Here is a 16,211-nt window from a genome sequence, read left to right on the forward strand (position 1 = left end):
TGGGGTTCTGTCTAATAGTTCACGTGCGCGTTTGGAGTTTCCTACAATCGAGATGCATGAGTCCGGATAACTCCATTCCCTACGCGACGCTGGCGACCGTCGTGGCGCAGCTGCGCCGTGAGCACGAGGACCTCACGGTGCACGCCGTGGGCGATATCCACGAGGAGCTGCCGGACTACGCGGACGTCCCGCGCCGCGAGCTTGTGGCCTCCGTGGGCGGGATTATCGATGTGGTCCTCGACGTCGTTGCGAGCGGTTCTGCAGCGCAGCTTCCGGCCGTGCCCAGTGTCGCGCTGCGCCGCCTAGGTCAGGGCGTGCAGGTCGATTCGTTGTTGCGTGCTTACCGTCTGGCGCTCACCTCGACGCAGCGGCGGTTTAGCGACATCGCGCGGACGCGTGGGCTTCCGGTCGAGGACTGTCTTACCGCCATGGACGCGATGTGGGAGGTGGGTGAGTGGTTCATGCAGCAGGCCGTGCGTGAATATCGGGCGGCGAGCGTGGGTGAGTCCGTGCGCCGCCGCGTGGCTAAGGCGGAGTTGCTGCGCCTTATCGCCGCGCCGCAGCATTCGGGCTTGGAGATTGCCGCCCGCGCGCGGCGGCTCGGCCTGCCGGATATCGCGTACCGCGTAGCCCTCGGCATGGCCGCGGACCCGGACGAGTGGGTCGCCTACGTGGAGAAGTGGGGCTCGACGCCCGCCGCGATGGCGGTCGCGGCCGAGGTCGGCGATGTCATCGCCGCGCTTATTCCCGCCACGGCCCAGCTTGCCGATGCCCCCGTTCTCCTCGCCGCAGGCCCCTCCACTTCGCTGGCCGAAGCCGGGGAGTCCTGGGCTGGGGCGAGGCGCGTGCTCTCTGCGCTGCCGCCGGGCCGGACGGGGTGGTGGGACGCCGCCGCGTTGTCGTGGCGGCTCGCCGTGCCGGAGGTCCCTGCGGTCACGGCCATCGTGCAGGCGCGCTACGAGACTGTCTTCGCTGAGGCCCCTGAGACCGGCGCGATGCTGCTCGAGTCGGTGTGGGCGTATTTGGACGCGGGACTGAGCTTCAAGCAGGCCGCCGCGGGGCTATATGTGCACGAGAACACGCTGCGCCACCGTGTCGCGAAGTTCGAGGAGGTCACGGGTCGCAGCCTCACCGAGCCGGATACGCGCATGGAGCTACTCTGGCTGCGCTATGCGCGGGAGCTCGGCGGGGGTTCGTCCGGTGATTAGTGCGCGCCGCAGGAGCAGTCGCCGCCGCAGGCGCAGCCGTCCGAGTTGCCGCTGTGCCCGTGTCCAAGGAGGTCTTCGCCCACGATGGAGGGCATCACCGAGTGGTCGTAGATGGTCTGGTTCGCGATATGGCCCAGGCCCTCGATCTCGATGCGCACGGTCTGACCGTCCTGGATGAAGGCCTGCGGCTTATGGGCGAAGCCGACGCCCTCGGGCGTGCCGGTAGCGATGACGTCGCCCGGGTGGAGCGGGTAGAGCTGCGAGCAGAACTCGATGAGCCGAGCGACGGAGAAAATGAGATCGTCCGTGTTGTCGTCCTGGCGGACCTCGCCGTCGACGGTCGTGGTCAGGCGCGCGCCGCCGCCCGGCGCCCACTCGTCGGAGGTCGTGAGCCACGGCCCGAAGCCGGCGGTGCGGTAGAAGGACTTGCCGGCGTGGAATTGCGTGGTCGCGCGCTGGAAATCGCGCAGCGTGTAGTCGTTGATGATGGAGTAGCCCGCTACGTAGTCGAGCGCCTCGGCGGCGGTGACGTGGTGGGCGCGGCGGCCGATGACGACAGCGAGCTCGCCCTCGTAGTCGAGCTTGGACTGCCCGAACGGCGGGATGTGCACGTCGTCGTAGGGGCCGGTGAGCGCGTCTGGGAACTTGATAAACAGCGTGGGGACGTCGGGGAACTCGCGACCCATCTCCCGGATATGCTTGGCATAGTTGAGGCCGACGCAGATGATCTTGCCCGGGTGCGGAATAACGGGTGCCAGGTCCTCGGGCGCGAAGGCGACGGGCTCGCCGGACAGCGCGGCCGCCTTGCGCCAGTCCTCGGTGCGCAGGAGCGCGCCCACGTCCTCGTGGTCGAGCTCAATACCGACGTTGTCGCCCTCGACGCGGATGGTCGTCGTGCCGTAAGGGGTGCGCAGCGTAGCAAGTCTCATGGTGGGACAGTGTACTCGTGCCTACGCGGCGCGGAGGAGGGCATCGGCAGCATCAGCGCACACGATGGGGATGTCCTGGGCCTCACGCTTGGACCACGGCTTGAGCACGAAGCTGGCGGGATCCATGCGGCCCGGTGGGCGGCCGATGCCGATGGACAGGCGCTGGTAATCCTTGGTGCCCAGGGACTTAGTGATGGAGCGCAGGCCGTTGTGGCCGTGGTCCCCGCCGCCCGTACGCAGTCTCACTTGGCCGAAGTCGAGCTCGAGTTCGTCGTGGATGACCACGATGTCCGCGGGGGCCACGCCGAAGTACTGCGCGAGGGCCTTGACTGGCCCGCCGGAGAGGTTCATGAACGAGCGCGGGCGGGCGAGGATCGTCTTGCGCGAGGTGAGCCGCCCGGCGCCGAGCTCCGCGACGAACGTGTTCGTCTTCTTATGGACGCTCAAGCTCGTAGCCATGGGCGTCACGCGGTCGCACAGCTCGTCAATGACGTCGTAGCCGATGTTGTGGCGCGTGCCCGCGTACTGGGCGCCCGGGTTGCCCAGGCCAACAATGAGAAGGGGAGAATCAGTCACGCGTTCCATTCTCGCACGCCCGCGTGGGCGTGGGCGAAGCCGCCTGAAAAACGGCGAAACGCCGCGCACCCCATGCGGGGAACGCGGCGAATGAGGCGAGAATTACTCGGACTCGGTGGCTGCGGCAGCCGCGGCGTCCTCAGCGGAGTCAGCGCCAGCCTCGGCGCCGCCCTCTTCAGCTGCCTCAGCGGCGGCCTCGAGCTCTTCGTCCACCTGCGGGATGGAGACGGAAGCGATGACGGTCTCGGCGTCGGCGACCAGGGTGGTGTTCTCCGGCAGGGTGATGTCGGCGGCGGTGACGACGGAGCCGTCCTCCAGGCCCTCGATGGAGACGACGATTTCTTCCGGAATGTTAAGAACGTCAGCCTCAACCAGGATGACGTCTGCATCCTGGTAGTACTCGGTGCCCGGTGCCGGCTCGCCCTCGACGACGACCGGGACCTCGACCTCAACCTTCTCGCCGCGCTTGATGGCGAGGAGGTCGATGTGGTCGATGTCGAGGGTCAGCACGTTCTGGTCGACGTGCTTGACCATGCTCAGGTGCTGCTCGCCGTCGAGCTCGAGCTCGAGAACAGCGTTGACGCCGTGGTTACGAACCAGAGCGGTGATCTCCAGGCGGTCAACAGAGAAGTGGACCGGGTCGGTGCTGTGGCCGTAGACAACGCCCGGGACCTGGCCGGCGACGCGCAGGCGGCGAGCCGGGCCCTTGCCGAATTCGTTGCGGGCTGTAGCCTTGATGACCGGAGTCTCGTTAGACATAAAATTCTCCTTGCGGTTAATCAGTGTGTGGCGAGGCTCAATGATACGGCGCAAGAACGACGAAAGCCTGCCGATGGACGTCTGGGGAGGAGTCATCGCAGGCTTATATGCTTAGAAGTTCACAATCGCGTCGATAACGGCTTACGGTCATGTGACCGCTCGCCCTCGCCGAGACGGATATATCCTAGCAACGCATCGGCCCGGACACCAAATACTTAGCGCTCGTCCGTCTCGTCCTCTGCCTCCTCCGCAGTGGCCTCCGCAGTGGCCGCGGCAGGGTGCTCAAGTTCAATGAACTCGCGGACCTCGCTGTCGTTCACGACGCCCCAGCCTTCATCGTCGACGAGCACGGACTCTTCCTGGCCGTCTTCCGGCTCCGGCTCCTTAGGCGGGCGCGGTTCCTCGCCCTGGGCGACATGGACGGCGCCATACGCCTCGGCGTCGCGCCCGCGAGCGGTGTGTGAGTACTGCGGTGATAAAGATTGCACAACAAAAATCCCCGCTGGGCCGTGAGGCCGAGCGGGGAAGAAGCGAGATGCGCGCTTAGTGCGTCTCGAACAGCGTGGTGACGGAGCCGTTCTCGAAGATCTCGTTGATGGTGCGTGCCAGCAGCGGGGCGATGGACAGCACCGTGAGGTTGGACCAGCCCTCGGTGGACTGCGGGAGGGTATCGGTCGTGATGACCTCTTCTGCGCCGCACTCGGACAGACGCTCGCGCGCCGGGTCGGAGAAAACGCCGTGCGTACACGCGATGACGACGGACTTGGCGCCCGCTTCCTTAAGGACGCGGACGGCGCCGGCGATGGTGCCGCCGGTATCGATCATGTCGTCGAGGAGGATGCAATCCTTGCCCTCGACCTCGCCAACGACGCGGTTGGACACGGTCTGGTTGGCGACCTCGGTGGAGCGGGTCTTGTGGACGAAGGCGAGCGGAGCGTCGCCCAGGTCGTGGGCCCACTTCTCAGCGACCTTGACGCGGCCGGCATCTGGGGAGACGACCACGAGGTTATCCATGGCGTACTTCGACTTGATGTAGTCGACGAGGATAGGCTGCGCATGCATGTGGTCGACCGGGCCGTCGAAGAAACCCTGGATCTGGTCCGTGTGGAGATCGACGGAGACGATGCGGTCTGCGCCGGCGGCCTGGAGCAGGTCAGCGACGAGGCGGGCGGAAATCGGCTCGCGGCCGCGGTGCTTCTTATCCTGGCGGGCGTAGGGGTAGAACGGCAGGATCGCGGTGATGCGCTTGGCGGAGCCGCGCTTCAGAGCGTCGATCATAATGAGCTGTTCCATGAGCCACTTGTTGAGCGGCTGCGTGTGGGACTGCATGACGAAGCAGTCCGCGCCACGGACGGATTCCTCAAAGCGGATGAAAATCTCGCCGTTGGCGAAGTCGCGGGCGGTGGTGGGGACCAAGTCGGTCTTGAGCTCGCGAGCGACTGCCTCTGCCAGCTCCGGGTGTGCGCGCCCGGAGAAGAGCTTCATGTTTTTGCTGCTACCAGTTACCTTGCCGGTCATGGCTGGGTGTTGCCTTCCTTGTCAGTTGTGGCGGGAAGTTTCTGCGATTACTTATCGTCGTTCGTCGGCTGTGCGTCGCGTGCCGCCGCGGCGGCGTCTGCTGCCGCGGTGCCCGGGCGCTTGCGCTCCACCCAACCTTCGATGTTGCGCTGCTTGCCGCCGGAGACGACGAGGGCTCCCGCAGGAACGTCGTCCTTAATTACTGTACCCGCTCCGGAGTAGGCGCCGTCACCGACCGTCACCGGAGCGATGAACATGGTGTCCGAGCCGGTACGCACGTGGCTGCCGATGGTGGTGTGGTGCTTGTTCACGCCGTCGTAGTTGACGAAGACGGAGGACGCGCCGATATTGGAGTACTCGCCCACGGTGGCATCCCCAATATAGGTGAGGTGCGGGACCTTGGTGCCGCGGCCGATCTGGGCATTCTTGGCCTCGACGAAGCCGCCGAGCTTGCCTTCTTCGCCCACGACGGTGCCCGGACGAATGTAGGTGTACGGGCCGATGTTGGCGCCGCGGCCGATGACAGAGTCGAAGCCGTGGACGCGGATAACGTGGGCGTTCGCGCCGACCTGCATGTTGGTCAGCGTCGTGTCCGGGCCGACCTCGGCGCCGTCGGCGATGGAGGTGGCACCCCACAGCTGGGTGTTGGGGTGGATGATGACGTCGGAGCCGATGGTGACGTTGACGCCAATCCACGTGGTAGCAGGGTCGACGACGGTGGCGCCGCCGCGCATGGCGGCCTCGACGACGCGCTCGTTGAGCGCGCGGCCCGCGGCGGCGAGCTGGACGCGGTCGTTGACGCCGGCGAGCTCGGACGGGTCTGGGGCGACGACGGCGCCCACGCGGTGGCCCGCGTCGCGCGCGATGGAGAGCACGTCCGTGATGTAGAGCTCGCCCTGTGCGTTATCCGAGTTGAGCTGGCCCAACGCGTCGCGCAGGATGGCGCCGTCAAAGGCGAAGACGCCGGAGTTGACCTCGGTAATCGCGAGCTGCTCCGGGGCGGCGTCCTTTTGTTCCACGATGGCCGTCACGGCGGAGCCGTCGCGAACGATGCGGCCGTAACCCGTCGGGTCGTCCAACGACATGGAAAGCACAGTCACGGCGTTGGACTCGGCGACGTGCGCCTCGAAGAGGGACTGAATGGTCTCCGGGCGCAGCAGCGGGACGTCGCCGTTAGTGACGATGACGGTACCGTTGAAGTCCGGCAGCGGCGCGAGGCCTGCGGCAACGGCGTCGCCCGTGCCGTTCTGCTCTTCCTGGACGGCGACGAGGACCTCGCGGTCCAGCTCCGCAGCGATGGCCTCGACGGCCGGGGCGACCTGCTCGCGCTGGTGGCCCACGACGGCGACGAGGTGTGCCGGGTTCAGGCCAGCGGCCGCGTGGAGCGAGTGGCCCAGGAGGCTGCGCCCGCCGATCTCGTGGAGGGTCTTCTGTTTCGCGGATTTCATGCGGGTGCCTGCGCCGGCGGCGAGGACGAGGATGGCGAGATCGGTGGTATCAGCCAAAGGAATAGCTCCTCACAAAAATGTCGAGTCAAAAAGTATCTAGGCACACATTCTAAACGTTCCCACGCGAGACGTTGTCGAGACCACGGGCGCGCCAGGCGCCCAGCAGCCCGATGGCGGCCAAAAAGAGCAGCGCCGGGGCCGGTCCCGCGAGCGCGATGACGGCCGAAATTCCACCCACGATGAGCAAGACGACGCCCATCATCGTGTTCGCCGCGCCCACGTACTGCGTGCGCTTATCGCCGCCAGCCATGTCTACGACGTACGTCTTACGCGCCACGCGAATGGCCGTGTGCGCGAGGTTGACTAAGAAGAATCCCAGCGGCATGACCCAGGCGTTGAGGCTCGCCGGAGCCCACCACGCGCAGGCCACCAAGGCCAGCAAAACTGCCGATGCCCCCGCCGCCCCCGCGGCCATCACTGTCCGGGAGGACCGGTCCGACCACACACCGGACAGGCGCCCGCCTAGCAGGTTGGACAGGCCTGAGGCGAGCACGAAGCCTGCGAGCCCGGAGAGCATCGCTTGCCCCGCGTCGCGCGAGAGCACGACGATAAACGACGTGGACAGTGCGGAGACGAGCAGCAGCGCGCGGACATTGACGAAGCGCCGGAACTTCTCATCGCCGCGGTAGAGCTCCCACGTATCCTTCCACCAAGACTTATTGAGGCCCTGAGCCTCCACATCCTCGTCCGGGATCGGTTCTTCGACGCCGCGGAAGATGCCGCCTGCGATGAGCCACGTCGCCGCGCCTACCGCGAGCAACAGCGCAAGACCCCACCGCGGCACGTCGCCGAGCACCGCGAGCACGACGCCCGTGATGAGCGTCGCCGCGCCGCCGAGCCGGGCCGCGCGGCCGGTGACCTCGCCTCGCGCGCCCTTCGAAATCGTGCGGCCCTGCACGTCTTTGCCCGTGATGGAACACAGCGCGCGAAAGATCGCGAGCCCTGCGAGCGCAAGGACGACAAGGACGCCGAGGAGGGCGGCATCGGCAAGCCATGCGGCGAGCGCGATGACCGCGGCGCAGGCGGCTTGGCCGAGCGAGCCTAAGACCCACAGGCGCTTGCGGCCGGCATGCGTGGTGACCCAGGGCGTGAGCGCGGCCTGCGGGAGCATGGAGCCGGACTCGCGCAGCGGCACAAGCAGACCCGTAAAGAAGCCCGGCACGCCCGCCGCATGGAAGAGCCACGGCAGCACCGTCTTGCCGGAGACGAGCTGGTCGCCGACGTTTTGCAGACCATTGGCCCACACGAAGCGGCGTGCGTTGGATTCCTCACTCGTTTTCATATTTTTCAAGGGTAGGCCACACCCCGCTCGAGCGTTTAAAGTAGGACACATGAGTCTCACGCGTCGCCTCTTTGTCCAAGGTTCCGTCTTCCTCGCCGCCGGTGGTGTACTCGCCGCGTGCTCGGACTCGGACGACACCGCAGAAAAGAGCCAGACCCCGCCCCGAGGCTATGATTCCGAGCCCCGCCCGCTGCCCATCCCGCCGCTGCTCGAAGGCGAGAAGGACGGCGACACCCGCGTCTTCAAGCTCACAGCGCAGGACGGCCACTCCGAGATTCTGCCCGGCGCGTCGGAGACCCGCACGTGGGGTTTCAATGGCCCGTACCTGGGGCCCACGCTGCGCGCACACAAGGGGGAGAAGGTCCGCGCGGAGATCACCAATGACCTCATCGAGATGACCACGGTGCACTGGCACGGCATGAAGTTGCCTGCGTATTCGGACGGCGGCCCGCATTCGCCCATCCAGGTCGGAGAGACGTGGAAGCCGACGTGGACCATCGAGCAGCCCGCCGCGACGACGTGGTACCACCCGCACCCGCATATGGCGACGGCAACGCATGCGTACCGTGGCTTGGCTGGCATGTTCATTCTCGACGACGACGTCTCGGACGGCCTCGAGCTGCCGCATGAGTACGGCGTGGACGATATCCCCGTCGTCTTGGTCGACGCGAAGTTCACGGACGACAACCAGCTCGACCATTCCGTCGACTCGACGCTCGGCCTGCTGGGCACGACGCCGGTGGTCAACGGCATTACGAACGCGAAGTTCGAGGCGACGACGCGCCGGGTGCGCCTGCGCATCCTCAACGCCGCGTCCATGCGTTTCTACACGCTTACCATGCACAACGGCACGCCGCTGCGCGTCATCGCGACGGACGCCGGGCTGCTGCCCGAGCCGCTCACCGTCGACGAGGCCTTCATCGGCCCCGGCCAACGCCTCGAGGTGCTCGTCGACCTCAAGCCGGGGGAGGAGCACATCCTGCAGTCCGTCGCGCGCGCCGATAACTTTGGCGTGCCCGACGACGAGTACTCCTCAGACTTCGGCTTCGGCGATAACTTCGACCTCCTCCGCATTATCGGCCCGGCTGCCGATGCCCCCGATGCCCCCGCGTTGCCCGCCGAGCTCGACCCCGCAGCGCTCGAGGTCCCCAGCGAGGAGGGACTTACGGAGCGCGAGTTTGTGCTCAATACCTTCATGATCAACGGCGAGTCCATGGACATGGCGCGCGTCGATGTCGTCATCGACCACGACGAGCCGGAGATCTGGACCGTGACGAATGAAAATGATGACTGGCCGCACAACTTCCACATTCACGACGCGCGCTTCAAGGTGCTTGGCGTGGACGTCGCGCAGGCCTCGACGACGGTGACGGTGCGTCCCAAGCCGGAGGCCGGATGGCACGATACGGTCAACCTGCCTCCAAAGACGACGGCGCGCCTGCTCGTTGAGTTCGGCCACTACCCGGATCCCACGATTCCGTACATGTACCACTGTCACATGCTCCTTCACGAGGACGAGGGCATGATGGGGCAGTTCGTCATCGTGGACAAAGGCGAGAAGCCGGACGTGCGCGTTCAGGCCGCCGCGCTCTACTTCGAGCAGAAGGCGCACTCCCACCACGGCGGCCAGATCATCGACGCCTCGCGCAGCCCGTATGCGACCCCGACGCAAGGGGCCTAACTTCCTGTGTCGGCCGCCTGTTGAACGACAGGATTGTGATTAAACCGTGCCCCGTAACCTCGGCGACCACGTAGTATGCCTTTATTCTTTATTAAGGTTTAGTCGCTTCAGACATGAACTTTTTATTGTATAGAGGAGAAAAGAAGTGCCAAGCAATTCACCCCTAGACCGGGATGGTGCCCCAGGAGACGCCACGAAATAACCCACGTCTTCCTGCCCTCACACGGCGTTCGTACGGCGCGCGACGGATCCCCGAACGGACCACGCGCGCCGTTCGCATGCACCGGGCATGCAAAGCCCCGCGGCGGGGGAGTAAGGTAACGCGCGTTCTTTTGTCCCCGCACGATGTGAGGTGTTTCCCACGTCCCCGTCCATTGGTCCCGCCGCCGCACCGGGCGCGCCGAGCCCACGGCTCATCACGCCCACCTTTGTCTTCGCCTGGCTCGTGAACTTCGCACAGTTCATGGTCTTTTACCTGCTCGTGACCATCATGGCGCTCTACGCCGCCACGCAGTTCGCGGCGAGTGAGACCGCCGCCGGCTTCGCCTCGAGTTCCTTTGTCGTCGGCGCGACCGTCGCTCGACTCTTCTCGGGCTACGTCGTCGACACCGTCGGCCGGAAGACCTCGCTGCTTGTCTCGCTCGCGGTCGTTGCCGTGGCCTGTGTCGCCTACTTCCCGGCGCATTCGCTCGCGTTCCTCATCGTCGTGCGTCTTATTCACGGCCTCGGCTACGCGGTGGCCTCGACCGCCGTCATGGCCGTCGCACAGTCCGTCATCCCGGACCACCGCCGCGCCGAGGGCACCGGCTACTTCGCGCTCGGCACGACGCTCGCCACCGCCGTCGGACCCGCGGCCGGCCTCGCGCTGGCGAACTCGCTGGGCTACAACGCGGTCTTTATCTCCGTGCTCAGTCTTACCGTGGTGGCGCTCGCCCTAGCGATGTTCCTCCGTGCCCCGGCCCAGGAACGCCACGCCGCGCGCTTCTCGCTGGCGACCATCGTCCACCCCAAGGTCGCGCCCGTGGGCTTCTTCATGCTGCTCGTCGGCGTCGCGTACGCCGCGATCATCACCTTCATCAATGCGTACTCCGATGCCGCCGGTCTCGCGACCGGCGCCAGCTTCTTCTTCCTTGCCTACGCCGGCGTGAGCCTTGTCATGCGCTTTGTCCTCGGCCGCATCCAGGACCGCCACGGCGACAACGCGGTGGTCTACCCGGCGCTCGTCGTTTTCGTCGCGGGCCTGGCGCTGCTCGCCGCTGCACACACCAACTGGCAGGTCGTCCTCGCCGGCGCCCTCGTGGGCCTGGGCTACGGCTCGCTCATGCCAGCCGTGCAAGCGATCTCCGTGCGTCTTGTCCCGCTCGCCGAGATGGGCGCGGGTATTTCTACGCTCTTTCTTCTGCTCGACGTGGGCATCGGCTTCGGCCCGCTGGCGCTCGGCTCGCTCATCGCCGCGACGGGGTATACGACAATGTACTGGCTCATGGCTGGCCTCGTCATCGTGGCCGCCGGAGTCTACGTCCTCGTCCACGGCCGCACGGCCGCGGCCCAGTCCCGACACCTCGATTTCGAATAATTCGGGTCGGTTTGCAGTAGCGGTGCCCCCGTCGGGTATCCTCTAAGAACGGTTGTTTACGCAGCCGGATTTCCCCATGGTGTAATCGGCAACACTACGGTTTTTGGTACCGTCATTCTAGGTTCGAGTCCTGGTGGGGAAGCACAATCGCAACCCGGTCCTCTCTGTTCCACGCGAGCAGGGAGGACCGGGTTGCGCGCTAGGTCCACCGTCTTGGCCGCCGCCGGTCGTGGCGTCTTCGGCGCCCTGCGACACGGAATACACCGTCCCGCGGCGCAGCACCCAGACCTCGGACGCGGAGGCGACCGTACCGTCCGCGCACTGTGCGATGAGCTCGGCGGACGGCTCTTAGCCACAGGCGGCCGCGGCTACATGGCGCGGCAGCGTCTCATCAAGAGGCTCATGGCTGGTTGTAGGGAAGGGACGGCATCAACCTAGCACGCGGGGCGGACATGAGACGGGAGGGAAAGGGGGGGGGCATCGGAAAGCTGCGCGCGAGCTGGGAGACGATAGGGTAGAAGGCATGGTTCGACAAAGGATGACGGGGCGTGAGCGCCGTGAACAGCTCATTGCAGTGGGGCGCGCAGCGTTTGCGGAGTTGGGTTTCGATGGCACGAGCGTGGAGGAAATCGCCGCCCGCGCGACCGTGTCCAAGCCCGTTGTCTACGAACATTTTGGTGGCAAAGAGGGGCTCTACGCCGTCATTATTGACCGCGAGATGCTCGCGCTGGAAAAGCTCGTCACGGACGCGCTGGGGGAGGGCTCGTGGCGCGAGCGCATTGAGCAGGCCGCGCTCGTGCTGCTCACCTACGTCGAAGAGGAGACCGACGGCTTCCTCATCCTCGCGCGCGACTCGAAGCCGGGAACGGACCGCAGCTACGCCACGCTGCTGTCCACCGCGGTGGGGCAGGTGAGCCACATCCTCGCGACGGCCTTCCATCACCGCGGGCTGGACGAGACGCTGGCGAACCTCTACGCGCAGGCGCTCGTTGGTGCCGTGTCCATGACGGCGCTATGGTGGCTGGACGAACGCGAGCCGTCCAAAGAGGTCGTCGCCGCGCATATCGTGAATCTCTGCTGGAATGGGCTCGCGGGCCTGGAGGCCCAGCCTAAGTTGAAAGGACACGCCTAGATGGCAACCCCCATGCTCGCCGGCCTGCTCAAGGTCGCGGCTACGGATCCCAAGCTCAAGGGCATGCTCACGCACGTGGGCGAGGCCTCGCTGCACCTCACCGGCATTGACCAGGTGCGTCCCTGGGCGCTGGGCGCGCTGGCGCACCGCGCCCCGGTCCTCGTCGTCACGGCCACGGGCCGCGAGGCTGAGGATCTTACGGCGGAGCTTGCGGCTCTCTTGGGACCCAAGGTGGCGTATTTCCCGTCCTGGGAGACGCTCCCGCACGAGCGCCTCTCGCCGGGCGCGGACATCGTGGGGCGCCGCGCGCAGGTGCTCGACCGTCTTGACTCGCTCGACGTTGTCGTAACCGCCGCGCGCGGCTACGCACAGCCTTTGTTGCAGACCGTGGAGGGCCGCGCGCCTCTTCGCCTCGCCGAGTCTTTAGAGGTCGAGTTCGAAGACGTCGTGGCCGGCCTGGAATTCCGTGCCTACCGCCACGTCGATATGGTGGCCAAGCGCGGCGAGTACGCCACGCGCGGCGGCATCCTGGACATCTTCCCCACGACGCTTGATTACCCGGTGCGCGTGGAGTTCTGGGGCGACGAAATCACGGATATCCGGCAGTTCTCCGTCGCGGACCAGCGCACGATTGCGGAGATCGAGGTCGGCTCCGTGGACGTCTACCCGGCCCGCGAACTGCCTATCACTGACGCTGTGGCCGCCCGCGCCGCGTCGCTCATGGGCACGCATCCGGGCAACGCCGCGTTGGTGGAGCTTTTGGCCAAGGTCTCGGAGAAGATTCCCGCCGAAGGCATGGAGGCTCTTCTGCCCGTGCTTTCCGATGCCCCCATGGTCACCCTCCCAGAGCTCCTCCCCGCCGGCACACACGTCGTGCTCGTGGGGCCGGAGAAGATCCGCACGCGCATCGCGGACCTCGTGGACACGGACGCGGAGTTCCTCGCCGCCGGCTGGGAGGCCGCCGCCATGGGCGCGGATGGGCCGCTCGCGGCGGAGGGCCTGGACACTTCTGCCTCTAGTTACCGCTCTTTTGAGTCCTTGGACATCACGTGTGCCAACGCGTCGCTGCCGCTGTGGACGTTCTCGCCGCCGGGCATGCTCTTCGCGCCAGAAGATGAGACGCTGCCGCTCGACTTCGAGCCGGGCCCCACCCCGCGCGGCGATATCAAGCAGATCGACGCGATGATGGCGGAGCTACTCGCCCACGTGAACGCGGGCGGGCGCGCGGCGTTCATCGCGCCGGCCAAAGGCGCTATCAAGCGCATGGTGGACCGCTTCGCGGAGAAGGGCATTCCCGCCAAGGTCGCCACGCCCGGCTGGGAGCCCACGCCTGGCGAGGTGACGCTTTACCAGGCGCTGTCGCATGCCGGTCTGGTTTTCCCCAAGATCCGCAAGGCCCGCGACGCCGCGGCGCTGCCTCTTGTGGTCATTACGGAGACGGACCTCACCGGTAACCGCGTGGGCGACATCGCGGGTGCCAAGCGCCGTCCCGCCAAGCGTCGCAACCGTGTTGACCCTTTGGCCTTGAAGGCCGGGGATTTTGTGGTGCATGAAACCCACGGCATCGCCAAGTTCGTCAAGATGGCTGAGAGGACCATCCAAGCCGGCGATGAAACGTCCCGCCGTGAGTACATCGTGCTCGAGTACGCACCGAGCAAGCGCGGCCAGCCGGGTGATCAGCTCTGGGTGCCCATGGACTCGCTCGACATGCTGTCCAAGTACACGGGCGGCGAGGCCCCCAAGCTGTCCAAGATGGGCGGCTCGGACTGGAAGAACACGAAGAAGAAGGCGCGCGCCGCCGTGCGCGAAATCGCCGGCGAGCTCGTCGAGCTCTATGCCAAGCGCCAAGCAGCGCCGGGCCACCAGTTTGCGCCCGACTCGCCGTGGCAGGCGGAGATGGAAGATAACTTCCCGTACGTCGAGACCGAGGACCAGATGCTCGCTATCGATGCCGTTAAGCACGATATGGAATCGCCTGTTCCCATGGACCGCGTCGTCGTCGGCGACGTGGGCTACGGCAAGACTGAGGTCGCCGTGCGCGCTGCGTTCAAGGCCGTCCAGGACGGCATGCAAGTCGCGGTCCTCGTGCCGACGACCCTTTTGGCGCAACAGCATGCCGATACCTTCCGCGAGCGCATGGCCGGATTCCCCATCAACATTCAGGTCCTCTCGCGCTTTACCACCGCGAAGGAGTCCAAGGAGATCCTGCGCGGGTTGACGGACGGCTCCGTCGACATCGTCATCGGCACCCACCGTCTGCTTCAGACAGGCGTGCAGTGGAAGAACCTTGGCCTCATCGTCGTCGACGAGGAGCAGCGCTTTGGCGTCGAGCACAAGGAGCACATCAAGGCACTCAAGTCCTCCGTGGACGTGCTCACCATGTCCGCGACCCCGATTCCGCGCACGCTCGAGATGTCCATGGCCGGCATCCGCGAGATGTCGACCATCCTCACCCCGCCGGAGGATCGCCACCCGGTGCTTACCTACGTTGGTGCCTACGAGGACAAGCAGGTCGCCGCGGCCATCCGCCGCGAGCTCCTGCGCGACGGCCAGACCTTCTTCATCCACAACAAGGTCTCCGACATCGAGGCCAAAGCTCGCGAGCTGCGCGAGCTCGTCCCCGAGGCGCGCATCGTCGTCGCCCACGGCCAGATGAACGAGGAGCTCCTTGAGAAGACCGTCCAAGGATTCTGGGACCGCGAGTACGACGTGCTCGTCTGCACGACCATCGTGGAGACCGGCCTCGACATCGCGAATGCGAACACCCTCATCGTCGAAAACGCCCACCACATGGGCCTGTCCCAGCTCCATCAGCTGCGCGGGCGCGTGGGCCGCTCCCGCGAGCGCGGCTACGCCTACTTCCTGTATCCCAAGGGCGCGACGCTCACCGAGCCCTCCTACGACCGCCTTGCGACCATCGCCCAGAACAACGACCTAGGCGCCGGCATGGCCGTCGCCATGAAGGACCTCGAGATGCGCGGCGCCGGCAACGTCCTCGGCGCGCAGCAGTCCGGCCACATTGCGGGCGTCGGCTTCGATCTCTACGTCCGCCTTGTTGGCGAGGCCGTCGAGACCTTCAAGGCCATGGCCCGCGGCGAGGTCCCCAAGGCCACCGACGAAGGCCCCAAGGAGATCCGCATCGACTTGCCTGTCGATGCCCATATCCCCGAAGCCTACATCAACGCCGAGCGTCTACGCCTCGAGGTGTACCGCAAGCTCGCGGCCTCGAAGAACAACGCGGATCTCCAGCTCATCGTGGAGGAAATGGAAGACCGTTACGGCCCCGTGCCCGAGGAGGTCTCGCGTCTCCTCGCCGTCGCACGCTTGCGCCATCAGGCCCGCCGCGCCGGCGTCTCAGACATCACGGTCCAAGGCACGCGCATCAAGGTCCACCCGGTTGAGCTCGCGGATTCCAAGCAGGTGCGTCTCAAGCGTCTCTTCCCAGGCTCGAATTACCGGGCGGCCGCGAAGGCCATCCAGCTGTCGTTCCCCAAGGCCGGCCGCAACGTGCGCGACCCGCTCCTGCGCGACGTCGAGCTCGTCCAGTGGGTCGCGGACTTCCTATCGCAGATGTTCGACATCGATCAGGTGGACGTCACCGGCGGCAAGACCCCGCGGAAGATGGGCAACGTTATTTCCGTAAGCGAGTAGCGCTTTCTAGACGTTGCGCAGGAACGGCAGCGAGCTCAGTGCGCAGAGCATCGACGGGCCCAGTCCTGCGTCCAACAGCGACTGGCCAAAGTCCATCGGTGATGACAGTTTCATAGCGTTCTCCTTTCGCAGTAAGGGTGTCTAGGTCGTGATAGCGAGAATTGGCACGGAGCTCAACACGATCGGGAGCATTGCGAGCTGGATCAGCGGGCCAAGCCCGGCCTCGCTGGCCGCAGCGAACAGGGAATACATAACGCTATCCTTTCGGTCCTCCGATTGACAGTGGACCTTCAAGCTAACCGATGCCACCGGCACGCTCGCGCCGAAACGCGCGGACCTGCACGTTTATTGCCTCATTACCCCTGTTCGAATACCCCTGTTCGACAAATGC

Annotated in this window: 12 protein-coding genes; 5 read left to right on the top strand and 7 right to left on the bottom strand. The window is 66.0% G+C overall.

Translation table 11 applies throughout. From position 1 onward, the window contains the following. Positions 1-56 precede the first annotated feature (56 nt). Positions 57-1,208 (top strand): PucR family transcriptional regulator, encoded by a 1,152-nt coding sequence (locus HMPREF0307_RS03740; RefSeq protein ID WP_066487495.1) that lies wholly within the window; start codon positions 57-59, stop codon positions 1,206-1,208. Here HMPREF0307_RS03740 and HMPREF0307_RS03745 read toward each other — a convergent pair. From HMPREF0307_RS03745 to HMPREF0307_RS03775, 7 genes are all read right to left on the bottom strand, one after another. Further along, the gene (locus HMPREF0307_RS03745) at positions 1,205-2,137 is read right to left on the bottom strand and encodes a fumarylacetoacetate hydrolase family protein (protein WP_082723217.1); all 933 of its coding nucleotides are present in this window, start codon (positions 2,135-2,137) and stop codon (positions 1,205-1,207) included. The two genes, HMPREF0307_RS03740 and HMPREF0307_RS03745, sit on opposite strands and share 4 nt — an antisense overlap. Before the next feature lie 21 nt (positions 2,138-2,158). Next, a complete protein-coding gene (gene pth / locus HMPREF0307_RS03750) occupies positions 2,159-2,722 on the bottom strand; it encodes an aminoacyl-tRNA hydrolase (RefSeq protein WP_066487504.1) in 564 nt (187 codons plus the stop codon). Positions 2,723-2,815: 93 nt separating this feature from the next. Continuing rightward, positions 2,816-3,472: a 50S ribosomal protein L25/general stress protein Ctc gene (locus HMPREF0307_RS03755; protein ID WP_066487514.1), complete on the bottom strand. Its 657-nt coding sequence runs from the start codon at positions 3,470-3,472 to the stop codon at positions 2,816-2,818. Positions 3,473-3,687: 215 nt separating this feature from the next. Then, complete coding sequence (locus HMPREF0307_RS03760) at positions 3,688-3,960, bottom strand: hypothetical protein (protein WP_066487518.1); 273 nt, start codon at positions 3,958-3,960, stop codon at positions 3,688-3,690. Between the two features lie 55 nt (positions 3,961-4,015). Then, positions 4,016-4,990: a ribose-phosphate diphosphokinase gene (locus HMPREF0307_RS03765; RefSeq protein WP_066487521.1), complete on the bottom strand. Its 975-nt coding sequence runs from the start codon at positions 4,988-4,990 to the stop codon at positions 4,016-4,018. Between the two features lie 47 nt (positions 4,991-5,037). Beyond that, positions 5,038-6,495, bottom strand: a complete 1,458-nt coding sequence (glmU, locus tag HMPREF0307_RS03770; protein WP_066487526.1) for a bifunctional UDP-N-acetylglucosamine diphosphorylase/glucosamine-1-phosphate N-acetyltransferase GlmU — start codon at positions 6,493-6,495, stop codon at positions 5,038-5,040. A gap of 52 nt (positions 6,496-6,547) precedes the next feature. Further along, positions 6,548-7,780: an MFS transporter gene (locus tag HMPREF0307_RS03775; protein ID WP_066487528.1), complete on the bottom strand. Its 1,233-nt coding sequence runs from the start codon at positions 7,778-7,780 to the stop codon at positions 6,548-6,550. Positions 7,781-7,829: 49 nt separating this feature from the next. On the opposite strand from HMPREF0307_RS03775, the gene HMPREF0307_RS03780 reads away from it, so the two are divergent. The 4 genes from HMPREF0307_RS03780 (at position 7,830) to mfd (ending at position 15,820) form a co-directional block, all read left to right on the top strand. After that, positions 7,830-9,461, top strand: coding sequence for a multicopper oxidase family protein (locus tag HMPREF0307_RS03780; protein WP_066487530.1), 1,632 nt, complete (start codon positions 7,830-7,832; stop codon positions 9,459-9,461). 352 nt (positions 9,462-9,813) lie between these two features. Continuing rightward, a complete protein-coding gene (locus HMPREF0307_RS03785) occupies positions 9,814-11,037 on the top strand; it encodes an MFS transporter (protein WP_255356846.1) in 1,224 nt (407 codons plus the stop codon). Positions 11,038-11,560: 523 nt separating this feature from the next. After that, positions 11,561-12,169 (top strand): TetR/AcrR family transcriptional regulator, encoded by a 609-nt coding sequence (locus tag HMPREF0307_RS03790; protein ID WP_066487536.1) that lies wholly within the window; start codon positions 11,561-11,563, stop codon positions 12,167-12,169. Further along, the gene (mfd, locus tag HMPREF0307_RS03795; RefSeq protein ID WP_197418381.1) at positions 12,170-15,820 is read left to right on the top strand and encodes a transcription-repair coupling factor; all 3,651 of its coding nucleotides are present in this window, start codon (positions 12,170-12,172) and stop codon (positions 15,818-15,820) included. Positions 15,821-16,211: the final 391 nt, after the last annotated feature.

It is taken from the genome of Corynebacterium sp. DNF00584 (genome assembly GCF_001552965.1).
In the GTDB taxonomy this organism is placed as follows: Bacteria; Actinomycetota; Actinomycetes; order Mycobacteriales; family Mycobacteriaceae; genus Corynebacterium; species Corynebacterium phoceense.